14 protein-coding genes are annotated in these 14,765 nt (G+C 66.6%); 7 read left to right on the top strand and 7 right to left on the bottom strand.

From position 1 onward, the window contains the following. The first annotated feature begins 47 nt into the window (after positions 1-47). Positions 48-2,210, top strand: coding sequence for a primosomal protein N' (locus WC585_RS05120; protein ID WP_373256483.1), 2,163 nt, complete (start codon positions 48-50; stop codon positions 2,208-2,210). Positions 2,211-2,212: 2 nt separating this feature from the next. Here WC585_RS05120 and WC585_RS05115 read toward each other — a convergent pair whose 3' ends face one another. Then, complete coding sequence (locus tag WC585_RS05115; RefSeq protein ID WP_373256482.1) at positions 2,213-3,004, bottom strand: glutaminyl-peptide cyclotransferase; 792 nt, start codon at positions 3,002-3,004, stop codon at positions 2,213-2,215. A 2-nt stretch (positions 3,005-3,006) separates the two neighbouring features. After that, the gene (locus WC585_RS05110; protein WP_373256481.1) at positions 3,007-3,852 is read right to left on the bottom strand and encodes a TerC family protein; all 846 of its coding nucleotides are present in this window, start codon (positions 3,850-3,852) and stop codon (positions 3,007-3,009) included. Between the two features lie 284 nt (positions 3,853-4,136). Here WC585_RS05110 and WC585_RS05105 point away from each other — a divergent pair, with 284 nt between their 5' ends. The 6 genes from WC585_RS05105 (at position 4,137) to WC585_RS05080 (ending at position 9,570) form a co-directional block, all read left to right on the top strand. Then, positions 4,137-4,691 (top strand): F0F1 ATP synthase subunit delta, encoded by a 555-nt coding sequence (locus tag WC585_RS05105; protein WP_373256480.1) that lies wholly within the window; start codon positions 4,137-4,139, stop codon positions 4,689-4,691. A 66-nt stretch (positions 4,692-4,757) separates the two neighbouring features. Next, positions 4,758-6,293: a F0F1 ATP synthase subunit alpha gene (gene atpA / locus WC585_RS05100; RefSeq protein ID WP_373256479.1), complete on the top strand. Its 1,536-nt coding sequence runs from the start codon at positions 4,758-4,760 to the stop codon at positions 6,291-6,293. A 32-nt stretch (positions 6,294-6,325) separates the two neighbouring features. Next, the gene (locus tag WC585_RS05095; protein ID WP_373256477.1) at positions 6,326-7,204 is read left to right on the top strand and encodes a F0F1 ATP synthase subunit gamma; all 879 of its coding nucleotides are present in this window, start codon (positions 6,326-6,328) and stop codon (positions 7,202-7,204) included. 46 nt (positions 7,205-7,250) lie between these two features. Then, a complete protein-coding gene (gene atpD / locus WC585_RS05090) occupies positions 7,251-8,819 on the top strand; it encodes a F0F1 ATP synthase subunit beta (protein ID WP_373256476.1) in 1,569 nt (522 codons plus the stop codon). A gap of 3 nt (positions 8,820-8,822) precedes the next feature. Then, positions 8,823-9,092, top strand: coding sequence for an ATP synthase F1 subunit epsilon (locus tag WC585_RS05085; RefSeq protein ID WP_373256475.1), 270 nt, complete (start codon positions 8,823-8,825; stop codon positions 9,090-9,092). A 148-nt stretch (positions 9,093-9,240) separates the two neighbouring features. Next, entirely contained in the window at positions 9,241-9,570 is a 330-nt protein-coding gene (locus WC585_RS05080) for a multidrug efflux SMR transporter (protein ID WP_373256474.1), read from the top strand. A gap of 143 nt (positions 9,571-9,713) precedes the next feature. Here the strand turns inward: WC585_RS05080 and WC585_RS05075 are convergent, their stop codons facing one another. The 5 genes from WC585_RS05075 to rlmH form a co-directional block, all read right to left on the bottom strand. Next, positions 9,714-10,187 carry an RNA pyrophosphohydrolase gene (locus WC585_RS05075; protein ID WP_373256473.1) on the bottom strand — a complete coding sequence of 158 codons (474 nt, stop codon included), beginning with the start codon at positions 10,185-10,187 and terminating at the stop codon, positions 9,714-9,716. 90 nt (positions 10,188-10,277) lie between these two features. After that, positions 10,278-11,480, bottom strand: coding sequence for a divergent polysaccharide deacetylase family protein (locus tag WC585_RS05070; protein ID WP_373256472.1), 1,203 nt, complete (start codon positions 11,478-11,480; stop codon positions 10,278-10,280). Between the two features lie 111 nt (positions 11,481-11,591). After that, positions 11,592-13,001 (bottom strand): S41 family peptidase, encoded by a 1,410-nt coding sequence (locus WC585_RS05065; RefSeq protein ID WP_373256471.1) that lies wholly within the window; start codon positions 12,999-13,001, stop codon positions 11,592-11,594. A gap of 206 nt (positions 13,002-13,207) precedes the next feature. Further along, on the bottom strand, positions 13,208-14,290 hold the full coding sequence (locus WC585_RS05060) for a murein hydrolase activator EnvC (RefSeq protein WP_373256470.1): 1,083 nt from the start codon (positions 14,288-14,290) through the stop codon (positions 13,208-13,210). Beyond that, the gene (rlmH, locus tag WC585_RS05055) at positions 14,290-14,754 is read right to left on the bottom strand and encodes a 23S rRNA (pseudouridine(1915)-N(3))-methyltransferase RlmH (RefSeq protein ID WP_373256468.1); all 465 of its coding nucleotides are present in this window, start codon (positions 14,752-14,754) and stop codon (positions 14,290-14,292) included. The genes WC585_RS05060 and rlmH overlap by 1 nt, the downstream gene beginning before the upstream one ends. Positions 14,755-14,765: the final 11 nt, after the last annotated feature.

Below are 14,765 nucleotides of genomic sequence, written 5' to 3'. Positions count from 1 at the left end.
CGCTTCGCGCGGTCCCCCTTCCCATCTGCGATGGGGAGGTGATTGCCATGCGCGTCGCCTCCGTCCTCATTCCCCTGCCGGTACCCGAGGCTTTCGATTACGAGGTGCCGGAGGGCATCGAGGTCGTGCGCGGCGATCAGGTTGCGGTGCCGCTGGGGCCGCGGCTGATGCGGGGCATCGTGGTCGAGGCGCGCGAGACGACCGGGTCGAACCGGCGGCTGAAGGCGATTGATCATCTGATGGATGATCCGCGCCTGCCCGAACGCACGGTGGACTTCGTCGAATGGGCCGGGCGCTGGACGCTGAGCGCGCCGGGCGAGATGGCGGCGACGGCGCTGAAAGGGCTGCGGGCCCCCCGTCCCCGGCCCGAGCGGCGGGTGCGGCGTGTCGGTGAGGCTGTCCCTGTGCGCCCGACGGCGGCGCGGACGGCGGTGCTGGAGGCGCTGGGCCAGCGGGCTATGCCGGGAGCTGATCTGGCTCGGGCGGCCGGCGTGTCCTCGGGCGTTGTGAAGGGCCTGGTCGACGAAGGCGTGCTGGAGATCGTCGAGATCGAGGCTCTTGCCGCCTTCGATGCGCCCGACCCCGACCATGCGCCTGCCGATCTGAATGCTGATCAGGCGGCGGCAGCCGAGGCCATCGCAAGGGCGGTGACGCGCGGCGGGTTCGCGCCCTTCCTGCTGGACGGCATCACCGGCTCAGGCAAGACCGAGGCCTATCTGGAGGCGGCGGCGCAGGCGCTGAAGGCCGATCCGACGGCCCAGATCCTGATCCTGCTGCCCGAGATCGCCCTGACCCAGGCCCTGATCGAGCGGATCACGGCCCGGTTCGGCACCGCGCCCGCCGAATGGCATTCCGGGGTGGCACCGCCGCGTCGGCGCCAGGTCTGGGAGGCGGTGGTGGCGGGGCGCTGCAACATCGTGGTGGGCGCGCGGTCGGCCCTGTTCCTGCCCTTCGTCAATCTGCGACTGCTGGTCGTTGACGAGGAGCACGACGGCTCTTTCAAGCAGGACGAGGGCCTGATCTATCACGGCCGCGACCTGGCCGTGGCGCGGGCGCGGATCGAGGGGGCGACGGTGGTGCTGGCCTCGGCGACGCCGTCGCTGGAGACGCTGTGGAATGCGCGGCAAGGGCGGTACGGCTGGCTGAGGCTGGAGCGGCGGCACGGGTCGGCGATGCTACCCGATATCGCCCTGCTGGACCTGCGGCAGACACCGCCGGACCCCCAGACCTGGCTGTCCCAGCCCTTGCGCGAGGCCATCGGCGAGACCTTTGCGCGGGGCGAGCAGAGCCTGCTGTTCCTGAACCGGCGGGGCTATGCGCCTGTGGTGCTGTGCCGGGTCTGCGGCCACCGGATGACGGCACCGGACACCGACAGCTGGCTGGTCGAGCATCGCTATACCGGGCGTCTGGTCTGTCACCTGACCGGCTTTTCGATGATGCGGCCCAAGGCCTGTCCATCGTGCGGAGCGGAGGATTCGCTGGTCTCGGTCGGGCCCGGTGTCGAGCGGGTCGAGGAAGAGGTGCGCCAGCTGTTTCCAGAGGCGCGCACGGCGGTGTTCAGTTCGGACACCACGCCGGATGCTCGGTCAGCGCGTGCCCTGATCCAGGCCATGCAGGACGGCCAGATCGACATTCTGGTGGCCACGCAAGCCGCGGCCAAGGGGCACAACTTCCCCAATCTAACCCTGGTCGGGGTGGTGGACGCCGACCTGGGCCTGCGCGGCGGCGACCTGCGCGCGGCGGAGCGGACCTTCCAGCTGCTCAGCCAGGCGACGGGCCGGGCCGGGCGAGCCGACAAGCCGGGCCGGGCTTTGCTTCAGACATGGACGCCCGAGCATCCGGTGCTGATGGCGCTTGCGGCTGGCGACCGCGACGCCTTCGTCGAGGCGGAGCTGGCCGAGCGTGAGGCCGGATCGCTGCCCCCCTATGGCCGGCTGGCCGCGATCATCCTGTCCAGCGAGAACCCGCAGGCGGTCGAGAAGGTCGCCCGCGACCTCGCCGAAAACATTCCCAATGCCGAACGTCTGGAGGTCTATGGCCCCGCCGACGCGCCGCTCGCCCTTGTCCGGGGCCGACGTCGCAAGAGACTGCTGGTCCGGGCCGACCGGGACGTCGATCTCCAAGGTTTCCTGCGCGCCTGGCTGGCGCGGGTGAAGGTGCCGGGCTCGGTGCGGCTGTCGGTCGATGTGGACCCCTACAGCTTCCTGTAGCGTCAGCCCGGCGGTTCGGGAGCGGTCAGGCGGATTTCGAACAACTTGGGCCAGTTCTTGCCGGTGACGAACAGGCGTCGTTTGGCGGGGTCCCAGGCGATGCCGTTCAGCACATCGTCGGAAGGGCTGACCCTTTCACGGGAAGGATGGATTTCCGTCAGATCGATCACGCCTACGACCCAGCCTGAAACCGGATCAATCTTCACCAGCAAGTCCTGCTGCCACAGGTTGGCGACGATCTGGCCGTCGATCCATTCCAGTTCGTTCAGACGTGAAACGGGACGCCCGCCATAGGTCACGGTGATCCGGTGCGTTTCAGCAAAGGTGTCCGGATCGAGGAAGCGGATCACCGGCGTCCCGTCCGACATGATCAAGCGTTCCTCATCGTCGGTCAGACCCCAGCCTTCACCCGGATAGGCGAACTGCCCCAAGGGCGTGAGGTCATCGGCATTCCAGATGAAGCCGGTGCCGTTCTGCCAGGTCAGGCTGAACAATCTGCCGCCGATCTCGGTGACGCCCTCACCGAAATAGGCCAGGTCGAGGTCGTGCCTTTGCAGCACGGCACCGTTCTCGATTCGCACGCGTCTGATCGTCGAGGGGAACCGCCCGGTCGTCTCGATCAGCACGTCGTCATGCACGATCAGACCTTGGGTGAAGGCCGTCGGGTCGTGAGGGTAGATGGCGACGATCTCATAGCCCTGAACGGGCGGCAGGTCAGGTTCGGTCTGGGCCCAACTCGCCGCCGGGGCTCCGACCAGGAGCGCGCCGACGGCGAGAAGGGCTCTGAGCGACATGTTCAGTGGGTCGGGTCGGCGGCGGCTTCGGCCTCTGCGGCCTGGGCACGAGACTCGGCGGCATTGGCCTCCGCGCGGGCGCGTTCGGCCTTCTGCTTCTTGGTCGCGGACCTTCGGCTCAGCATGTTCAGCGCCTCGACGCCGGCCGAGAAGGCCATGGCGGCGTAGATGTAGCCCTTGGGCACATGATAGCCGAAGCCGTCGGCGATCAGGACCATGCCGATCATCAGCAGGAAGCCCAGGGCCAGCATCACCACGGTGGGGTTCTTGTCGATGAAATCACCAAGCGGGTCGGCGGCCAGAAGCATGACGGTGATGGCCACCAGAACGGCGACGACCATGATCGGCAGGTGCTCGGTCATGCCGACAGCGGTCAGGATGCTGTCGATCGAGAAGACCAGGTCGATCAGGATGATCTGGAAGATCGCGGCCCCGGCGTTGTTGATCACGACGTCGGCCTTGCCACCCTTGCTCTTGTCGAGCAGGTCGTGGCTGGGGGTCGGATCGACCGAGTGGTGGATTTCCTTGGTGGCCTTCCAGACCAGGAACAGGCCGCCGACGATCAGGATCATGTCCTTCCACGAAAACTCATTGCCCATGACCGAGAAGACCGGCTGGGTCAGGGTCACGATCCAGGCGATGGTCGACAGCAGGGCCAGGCGCATGACCAGGGCCAGGGAGATACCGATGCGGCGAACGCGTGAGCGGTGCTCCGGCGGCAGCTTGTTCGAGAGAATCGAGATGAAGATCAGGTTGTCGATGCCCAGCACGACTTCCATCACGATCAGGGTGACGAGCGCGGCCCAGGCCGCGGGGTCGGTGAGCAGGGGGGTAATGCTGTCAAACATTGGGGCTGTGATTCCTGAGAGGGGCCGTCGTAAAGCCGCGACCCTGAATGCCCTTCATACAGTCGTGGTTGCAGGTGCGGCAATGCGTCTGTGGTTGGAAGGTATGCGGCGGGGCGTCTCGGTTGCGGGAGTGAAAAGCCCATGCTATCAGGCGCCCGGCTTGCAGGAGGCGTTTCTCACGAAACGGCTCTAGTCGTGCTTTCCATAAGTATATCAAGCCCTTGATCGACGCGAACGTCGTGGTCGATCGTGACACAACATGCTTATCCGGACGGACAAGACCCTTGGCTGACGAATTCAGGACGACAGAAGTCGCAGAGCGCTATGCCCAGGCGCTGTTCGACCTCGCCGACGAAACCGGTGCAATCGACGCCGTGCGCGCCGACCTGAAGTCGCTGCGCGCCGCCTGGCACGAGAGCGCGGACCTGCGCCGCCTGGCGACCTCGCCGGTGATTTCCGACGAAGATCAGCAAAAAGGTCTGGTCGCCATCGCCGAGAAGGCGAAGTTCCACAAGACGACCCGCAACTTCCTTGGCCTGCTGGCCCAGAATGGTCGCTCGGGCGACCTGACCGGCGTCATCGCCGGTTATGAGGCGCTGTATGCCAAGAAGACCGGACTGGTCGCCGCCGAGATTGTCTCGGCCCGGGCCCTGACGGCCGCGCAGACCAAGTCCATCCAGACTGCCCTGCGCACCGCCCTGGGCAAGGACGCCGAAATGACCGCCCGTGTCGATCCGTCGATCCTGGGTGGCCTGAAGGTCAAGGTCGGCTCGAAACTGTTCGATGCCTCGCTGAAGACCAAGCTCGACCAGATGAAATTTGCCCTCAAAAGGGCCTGATACACACCGATTGACCGTCGGCCCGGTGCCGACGCCCAAGAACGACGAAAGCCAGAGAGCCTGACCATGGACATCCGCGCCGCCGAGATTTCGGCCATCCTCAAGTCCCAGATCGCCAACTTCGGCGTCGAAGCGGACGTGTCCGACGTCGGCCAGGTGCTGTCGGTCGGCGACGGCATCGCCCGCATCCATGGTCTGGACAATGTCCAGGCCGGCGAAATGATCGAATTCCCCAAGGCCGGCGTGAAGGGCATGGCTCTGAACCTGGAACGCGACAACGTCGGCGCCGTGATCTTCGGCCAGGACAACCAGATCGCCGAGGGCGACGAGGTCCGCCGTCTGGGCGAGATCGTGGACGTTCCGGTCGGCAAGGGTCTGCTGGGCCGCGTCGTCAACCCGCTGGGCGAGCCGATCGACGGCAAGGGCCCGATCCAATTCACCGAGCGCCGCCGCGTGGACGTCAAGGCGCCCGGCATCATCCCGCGCAAGTCGGTGCATGAGCCGATGCAGACCGGCCTGAAGGCCATCGACACCCTGATCCCTGTCGGCCGTGGCCAGCGCGAGCTGATCATCGGTGACCGTCAGGTCGGCAAGACCGCCGTAGCGATCGACACCATCCTGAACCAGAAGTCGATCAACGTCGAAGGCGCGTCCGAAGGCGACAAGCTGTACTGCATCTATGTCGCGATCGGGCAGAAGCGCTCGACCGTGGCCCAGATCGTCAAGACGCTGGAAGAGCGCGGCGCGCTGGAATACACCATCGTCGTGGCCGCCACGGCATCCGAGCCTGCTCCCCTGCAGTTCCTGGCCCCGTTCTCGGGCACGGCCATGGGTGAGTTCTTCCGCGACAACGGCATGCACGCCCTGATCGTGTACGATGACCTGTCCAAGCAGGCCGTGGCTTATCGCCAGATGTCCCTGCTGCTGCGTCGTCCGCCGGGCCGCGAAGCCTATCCGGGCGACGTCTTCTATCTGCACAGCCGCCTGCTGGAGCGTTCGGCCAAGCTGAACGAGGACAATGGCTCGGGCTCGATGACGGCCCTGCCGCTGATCGAGACCCAGGCCAACGACGTCTCGGCCTATATTCCGACGAACGTGATCTCGATCACCGACGGCCAGATCTTCCTGGAATCCGACCTGTTCTACCAGGGCATCCGTCCGGCCGTGAACGTCGGCATCTCGGTGTCGCGCGTGGGCTCCTCGGCCCAGATCAAGGCGATGAAACAGGTTGCCGGTTCGATCAAGGGCGAGCTGGCCCAGTATCGGGAAATGGCCGCCTTCGCCAAGTTCGGCTCGGATCTGGACGTCTCGACCCAGCGCCTGCTGGCCCGCGGTGCCCGCCTCACGGAGCTGCTGAAGCAGCCCCAGTATTCACCGCTGACGGTCGAGGAGCAGGTCGTTTCGGTCTATGCCGGGACGCGCGGTTATCTGGACAACATCGCCGTGGCCGACATCGCCCGCTTCGAGAGCGAACTGCTCGCCCGGATGCATTCGAACCACGCCGGCATCCTGAACAGCATCAAGACGACCAAGGCCCTGTCCAAGGACCTGGAAGCCGAGCTGAAGGCCGCCATCGAAGCCTTCGCCAAGACCTTCGCCTGATACTGACCCGGAAAGCGAGAGAGTAGCGCCGGATGGCCAGCCTCAAGGAAATGCGCGATCGGATCGGAAGCGTCAAAGCGACGCAAAAGATCACGAAAGCCATGCAGATGGTCGCCGCGGCCAAGCTGAAACGCGCCCAGGACCAGGCCGAGAACGCCCGGCCCTATGCCACCAAGATGGCCTCGGTCATCGCCAATCTGGCGGCCGGTGTCTCGGGGGCTGATGCGCCCAGGCTGCTGGCGGGCACGGGTGGCGATCAGCGCCACCTCGTCGTCGTCGCCTCGGCGGACAAGGGTCTGGCGGGTGGTTTCTCGACCAACATCATCCGGGCCGCGCGCGAGCGCATCCGCAGCCTGATCGCCTCGGGCAAGGATGTTCGCATCGTCGCCGTCGGCAAGAAGTCGCGCGACCAGCTGACCCGAATGTTCGGCGACAAGGTGGTGCGTACTTTCGAGCTGAGCGAGCACAAGGTGCTGGGTATGGCCGCCGCCCAGCCGGTGGCCCAGTTCATTGCCGACAGCTTCGAGAACGGCGAGACCGATGTGGTCACCCTGTTCTACAGCCGCTTCCAGTCGGTGATTGCCCAGGTGCCGACCGCCAAACAACTGATCCCCGCCGTTGTGGAAGGCGACGCCGCCCCCATCGACCTGAACGGTGCGGTCTATGAATACGAGCCCTCGGAAGAGGAAATCCTCGAGACCCTGCTGCCGCGCAACCTGACCACCCAGGTGCTGGCTGCGCTGTACGAGAACCAGGCGGGCTTCTTCGGCTCGCAGATGGCGGCGATGGACAATGCCACGCGCAATGCGGGCGACCTCATCAATGCCCTGACCCTGCAGTACAACCGCAAGCGCCAGGCCCAGATCACCACTGAACTGATCGAGATCATCGCCGGCGCCGAAGCCCTCTGATCCCGATCCCGCTGACATAGACGTTATTCCGAACCGGAACCCTGCCATGACCGACACCATCGCCAAGACCCCCGCCCCGAAGAAGCCCGCCGCCAAGAAGCCGGCCGCGCCCAAGGCCCCCGCCGCCACTGCCGCGACGGGCAACACCGTCGTGATCGAAGGCACGGGCGTGGGCAAGATCGCCCAGGTCATCGGCGCCGTGGTGGACGTCGAGTTCACCGGCGACCTGCCCGCCATCCTGAACGCCCTGCACACCCAGAACGTCGACCAGAAGACGGGCGAGCCCTTCACCCTGGTTCTGGAAGTCGCCCAGCACCTGGGTGAGAACATGGTCCGCACCATCGCCATGGACACGACCGAGGGCCTGACCCGCGGCCAGGCCGTGACCGACACCGGCGGCTCCATCCAGGCCCCTGTCGGCCCCGGCACCCTGGGCCGCATCATGAACGTCGTCGGCGCGCCGATCGACGAACAGGGCCCGATCAAGACCACCATGTACCGCCCGATCCACCGCGAGGCGCCTTCGTTCGAAGAGCAGTCGACCTCGTCGGAAATCCTGGTCACGGGCATCAAGGTCATCGACCTGATGTGCCCCTACACCAAGGGCGGCAAGACCGGCCTGTTCGGCGGCGCTGGCGTGGGCAAGACCGTGACCATGCAGGAGCTGATCAACAACATCGCCAAGGCCTACGGCGGCTATTCGGTGCTGGCCGGCGTGGGTGAACGCACCCGCGAGGGCAACGACCTGTATCACGAGATGATCGAGTCCAATGTGAACGTGGACCCGGCCAAGAACGGCGGTTCGACCGAGGGCTCCAAATGCGCCCTGGTCTACGGCCAGATGAACGAGCCTCCCGGCGCCCGCGCCCGCGTCGCCCTGACCGGCCTGGCCCAGGCCGAATATTTCCGCGACGAAGAGGGCAAGGACGTCCTGCTGTTCGTCGACAACATCTTCCGCTTCACCCAGGCTGGTTCGGAAATGTCGGCTCTGCTGGGCCGCATCCCCTCGGCCGTGGGCTATCAGCCGACGCTGGCCACCGAGATGGGCAATCTGCAGGAGCGCATCACCTCGACCAAGAAGGGCTCGATCACCTCGATCCAGGCCATCTACGTCCCCGCCGACGACCTGACCGACCCGGCGCCCGCCGCTTCGTTCGCCCACCTAGACGCCAAGACCGTTCTGAACCGCGACATCGCCGCCCAGGCCATCTTCCCCGCCGTGGACCCGCTGGACTCCACCTCGCGGATCATGGACCCGCTGGTCATCGGCGAAGAACACTACAACGTCGCCCGCTCGGTCCAGGAAGTGCTTCAGTCCTACAAGGGCCTGAAGGACATCATCGCCATTCTGGGCATGGACGAACTGTCGGAAGACGACAAGCTGATCGTCTCGCGCGCTCGCAAGATCAGCCGCTTCCTGTCGCAGCCCTTCTTCGTGGCCGAACAGTTCACCAACTCGCCCGGCAAGTTCGTCGAACTGGCCGACACCATCCGCTCGTTCAAGGGCATCGTGGCCGGTGAATACGACCACCTGCCGGAAGCCGCCTTCTACATGGTCGGTGCCATCGAGGAAGCCGTCGAAAAGGCCGCCAAGATGGCTGCCGAGGCGGCCTGATCCATGGCGGGCAAGCTCCACTTTTCGCTGGTGGCGCCTGAGCGCGAGGTCTTTTCCGGCCTCGTGGATCAGGTCGATGCGCCCGGCGTTGAAGGCGACTTCGGCGTCCTGGCGGACCACGCCCCCTTCATGACGGCCCTGCGCGAAGGCGTGGTGACGGTCATTGACGGGAACGCGCGCCGCCAATTCGACGTCCACGGCGGCTTTGCCGACGTCACGCCCGCCGGCCTGACCATCCTGGCCGAACAGGCCTCGGAAGTGGTCGCGGCCTGATCAGGTGACGGTGGGCCTTGACCCGCCGCCAAGCTGTCCCAGATAAGATCTTCAAGACGAGGCCACGTCCTCGCCTCGCGTTGCGCTGATCCTGGCGACGCGGGACAAGCCCGGGACGGCCCGGCCCTTGTGAAGGAGGGCCGCGACCATGGCCTGGATCTATCTGCTCATCGCCGGACTGCTGGAAATCGTCTGGGCGTTTTCCATGAAACAGTCCGAGGGATTTACGAAGCTGGGGCCCAGTCTGGTGACCCTGGTCGCCATGGTGGCCAGCTTCGGCCTGCTGTCGGTGTCGATGAAGACCCTGCCGCTGGGCACCGCCTATACGATCTGGACCGGCATTGGCGCGGTCGGGGCGTTCGTGGTCGGCATCATCTGGCTGAACGAGGGGGTGCATCCGATGCGGGTGGCCGCCGCTGGTCTGATCGTGGCCGGGCTGGTGCTGATGCGGCTGGCCCCGACAGGAGCGGCGGGCTGACCTTTCTCCCTCCCCTTTATGGGGAGGGATGTCGGCGTGAAGCGACGACAGGGTAGGGTATGCCAGACCGAGTTCTCGCCCTTATGAGCCCCACCCTGATCGCTGCGCGATCTGTCCCTCCCCACTTCGGGGGAGGGAGAACTCTACCGAGCTAGCTCAGCGAACGCCGCCACCACCTGCTCATAGACTCTTCGCTTGAACGGCACGATCAGGTCGGGCGCTTCAGCCAGTCGGCCCCAGCGCCAGGCGTCGAACTCGACCTCGTCATGCTGTTCTAGATCGATGTCGGCCTCGTCGCCCGTGAACCGATAAGCGAACCAGGCCTGCTTCTGACCCTTCCAGCCGCGCGCGCGCTTGGTGCCTTCGAAATCCGACGGAAAGTCATAGGCGATCCAGCCTTCGGTTCGGCTCAGGTATTCAATCGAGGTGACGCCGGTTTCCTCGGCCAACTCGCGCCGTGCGGCGGTTTCCGGATCCTCGCCCTCGTCGACGCCGCCTTGCGGGAACTGCCAATTATAGGGACCGGCCTGTCCTGCCCGTCGCCCATACCAGACTCGCCCATCCGGGTGGAACAGCACGACGCCGACGTTGGGGCGGTGGTGGGGGAGGTCGGTCATAGGTTTTAGGTTCTAGGGATTAGGTTCTAGGGAAGAAAGCCGGTGCGGAGTGCGTGCCATCCCTAATCCCTACTCCCTAGACCCTAGTCCCTATCTCCCCGGCCTTTGCGTCATCGCCGAGGCCGGGGCCAGCTGAAGCCCCCGCGCTTCCAGCTCCGAGGTCCAGCGGGCGACGGCTTCGACCGTGACGGGGTAGCTGAAGCCGGTGCCCATGGCCTGGCCGCGCGCCTTGGCCAGAGCCTCCAGCGCGTTCAGCTGGCCGACGATGGCGGCGGGGGTCTGCTGCTCGTCGATGATGCGGTTGGCGCTGGCACGGGCCCAGGCGCCGGGGCGGCGGCTCATGGAGCCATCGTCCAGGAAGGCCACGCCGCGCTGGCGCAGGACGCCCAGGAAGGCGTTCATGGCCCCATCCGAGGTCGCGAACTTGTCGCCCATATAGTTGGTCACGGCGAAATAGCCGGTGGCGCGGCCCAGCAACCAGTTCATCCTGGCGGTGATGTCGGCGCTGTCGCCGCTGGCCAGCAGCGTATAGGGGCCGGGGTCGTTGTCGGGATAGCCGGTGGGCTCCATCGGCATTTCCAGCATGACCTCATGACCGTGGGCGCGGGCCAGGTCGATCCAGCCCTGCAAACCCTCGGCATAAGGCACGAAACTGAGCGTCACATCGGCGGGCAGGCGTTCGATGGCGGCACGGGTCGTCACGGCGTTCAGACCCAGCCCACCGACCACCAGCGCGACGCGTGGACGGCCGTTGGCGCGGAACGGGCGAGCATAGGCCTGGGCCGGGACGCGACCGTCGGTGGCGATGACCGGCAGGGGCCCGTCCGGGCCCGGCTGCGACAGACCCGCCAGGGGCGCGGCGGGCAGGGGGGAGGCGATGGCCAGGCGCGGGGCGGTGACGGGCGCACCATTGCCGGATACGGTCGCGCCGTTGGGCAGGGTGATGACCGCCTCGCCAGACAGGGCGGGGTCGATGACGCTGCCGTCGGCGGCCAGGTCCTGATAGCTGCCGTAGGCCCCCATGGAAAAGGCCTCCAGCCCGGTCGGGGCCGGAGCCTCGACGACGGGCGTGCGGGCCAGTTCGGCGCGGGCCGAGGGCACGCCGGCGCGGGGGTCGCCCAGGACGGCGATGAACAGGCCGGCCGCGGCCAGTAGCAGGACGCCCGCACCGGCCACAGCGACGGGCGGCTTCTTCAGTTGGCGCATGACCGGGGCGAAGGCATCGCCCATGGATTTGCGGGCCGGAGGCGCTCCGGCAGTGGCGGCGAGGACGGACTGGCGCTTGGCGAACATGGCGGTGTGAACGGCTCGAGGGCGGGCCCTGCGCAGGCAGGACCCTTCACGCCTCACACTGAACGCTGTCGGTTAAGAAAGCCTAACGTGGCATTAGGCATGCACGTGCGACTATTCGGGCTGCTGAATGATATCAGCGGGCAAGCGCGGTCGCACTTCGTCCGTCTCTGCCTCGGCAATGACGACCGTCGGCGTACCCGGCGGGGTGACCACGATGCCTTCGGGCGCAGCCGCCAGTTGGCTGAGATTTCCGCCCGCTCGCAACACGTCGAAGGCGCGTTCCAGTTGATAGTCCTTTTCTTCGGGCCAGTCCTCACCGGGGGCCTCAACCGGCGTGTGCGGCCCCTTGCGCTCGGCCCCAATGGAGGCGTCCAGAGCGGTCGCGTATCCAGCCTCGGAATAGATGAAGTTGGAGCGCGAGACGATCCGCGCCTCGGCCATGGAACGCGAGACCTCCAGATCGGGCTCGATGCCGATCTTCTGGATGGAGCCGCCGGACGGCGTATAGTAGCGGGCCGTCGTGATCGACAGGGCCCCGTCGCGGCCCCCCCGCAGCGGGATAACGGTCTGGACCGACCCCTTGCCGAAGCTGGTCAGGCCGATGACGGTCGCCCGCTCGTGATCCTTGAGCGCCCCGGCCACGATCTCGGAAGCGGAGGCGGAGCCATAGTTGATCAGCACCACGACGGGCAGGCCGCCGGTCAGGTCGCCCTGAGACGCATAGTAGCGCTGGATCTGTTCGGCGGTGCGGCCGCGCTGGCTGACGATCTCGCCGCGTTCGAGGAAGGCGTCCGACACGGAAATGGCCGCGTCCAGCAGTCCGCCACCGTTGTTCCGCAGGTCCAGGACGTAGCCCTTGATGGTCGGGTTCTCGGTCTTCAGCCGGGCGATGGTTTCGCCCAGTTCGCGTCCGGTGTTCTCGTTGAAGGTCGAGACACGCAGATAGCCGAACTCGCCCTCGACCCGGCCCGTAACGGATTCGATCTTGATGACCTCGCGGGTCAGGGTCACTTCGCGCGGCTCTTCGCCGTCACGCAGGAAGGTGACCTTGATGGAGGTGCCTGCGGCACCGCGCAGCTTGTCGGAGACCTGGGTCACGGTCAGGCCGGCAGCGTTCTGGCCGTCGATCACCGAGATGACGTCGCCCGCCTGCACGCCCGCGCGCGCAGCGGGTCCGCCGTCCATCGGCGAGATGATCTTCACGAAACCGCCCTCGGCCTGGATGGTCAGGCCGACGCCGGAATACTGGCCGGTCGTCCGCTCCTGCAGGTCGCCATAGCCGTCCGGCGGCAGGTAGTTGGAGTGGGGGTCCAGCGACGTCATCATGCCCTGAAGCGCCGCCTCGATCAGCTTCTTGTCATCGACCGGTACGACATAGGCCTGCTCGACGATGCCCAGCACGTCGCCGAACAGGGCCACCATGCGGAAGGCCTCGTTGCGCGGGGTCTGGCCCACAGCGGTCGCGGCCCCCAGGCCCACCAGAGTGGCCGCAGCAGCACCGATCAAAAGCAGCTTACGCATCAAGTCTCTTTCCGTCGGGCCGCAACACCGGCCAGTGCACTCAGATAGGAAGTTATCGGCGACTTATTCGTGGCCAACCGCAGTTTGTCGATAAAATCAGCGTCATCAGGAAGGGTCTAGGCTTTAGGGCCTAGGTTCTAGTGAAGAAAGTGATGTTCGAAACCGTGCTCAATCGCCCCTAGAACCTAAGCCCTGAAACCTGGAACCTACTCCAGCCACGGGGCCGGATCGATGGGCCGTTCGTCGCGGCGCAGTTCGAAATACAGTTCGCCGTCCGGGCCGGTTCGGCCAAGGGTCTGGCCGTCGGTGACGGTGTCTCCCGTCTGGACCGACAGGCTGTCCATGCCCGAGACGATGGCGCGCCAGCTGGGACCCAGGTCCAGGATCACGACTTCGCCCCAGCCGCTGAGCGGACCGGCATGGACGATGCGGGCATTGGCGGGGGCTCTGGCCTCGGCCTCGTCGGCTCGCCAGCGCCAGCCGGTTGCGCCGCGCCCATAGCGCTGGGAGGGTGCCGCAGTGATCGGGGCGGTCAGGCGGCTGCGTCCGGCAGGCAGACGGGCGACAGTTGTCGTGGCGGTGGCGTCGGCCGTGGGGATGGAGGCTCCCAGGGCCTGGAGACGGGCCTGAAGCACACTGGCGGCGCGTTCTGCAGCCTGGGCTTCGGCCCGCAGGACGGTGCCCAGCGCGGCCTTGCGCGTCGTCAGGCTTTCGATCTCTGCGCGGCGGTTGCCTTGGGCACTTTCGGCGGTGAAAAGGGCTTCACTGTTCAGGGCGGCCAGGCGGCGGACGCGGCTGACTTCCTCGCGCCGGTCGGTGATGGCTTCGGCATCCCTGCGCAGATCCGGCGCGATGGTGCGCATCAGGATGGAGGCCCGCACCGTATCGACCGCGCGATCGGCGGGCACCAGCAGGGGCGGCGGGGGGCGGCGGCTCATCATCTGCAGCGCGGAAAGCAGGCGACCTTCGCGGGCACGGGTGCGGGACAGTTCGGCGATCAGCGTGGCCTCGCGCGCCTGAAGCGCGCGCAGGCGTTCGCGCTGGGCCACGATACGGGCGTCCTCGGACCCCAGAACGGCGCGAAGCCGAGCCAGCTCACGTTCCAGTTCGATACTCTCGGCTGCGGCCTCGGTGGCCTGGGCTCTCAGACGGCGGGCGCGGACCTGTTCGTCGCGGTATTCGGCCTGAAGGCGGGCGACCTCCCCTGCACGGGGTTCCTGAATTGCCCAGGCTCCGACAGGGACGGCCACGGCGGCCAGCGCACAGAGGGTCAGGATCAGGCGACGCATCAGTCGCGATGATAGGGCGAACCGGCCAGAATGGTCACCGCACGATACAGCTGTTCGGCCAGCATGGCGCGGGCCAGCGCATGCGGCCAGGTCTGGGGCCCAAAGGCCAGGGTCGAGGACGCCGCCTGACGCACGGTGTCGTCCAGACCATCCGCCCCGCCGATGGCAAAGACCAGCCGCCGCTCACCCCGGTCCCGCAACATGGCGATATGATCGGCAAAGGCGCGGCTGGAATAGGTGCGGCCCCGCTCGTCGCAGGCGATCAGGTGAGCGCCCTCGGCCGCCTTCAGGATCAGCTCGGCCTCCGGGGCCTTGCCGGGTTTGCGGGGCTCCAGATCGATGAGCTCGAGCGGACCCAGGCCCAGCGCGCGTCCGGCCAGGCTGGTACGTTCGGCATAGTCGGCGGCCAGGTTCGCTTCGGGCCCACGCCCCGGCTTGCCGATGGCGATGACGCCCAGCTTCATCGCCTGCGGGC

This window comes from Brevundimonas sp., assembly GCF_041648055.1.
Taxonomy (GTDB): Bacteria; Pseudomonadota; Alphaproteobacteria; order Caulobacterales; family Caulobacteraceae; genus Brevundimonas.
Note: the sequence above shows the minus strand (reverse complement) of the source record. Positions and strands in the feature narration are given on the sequence as shown.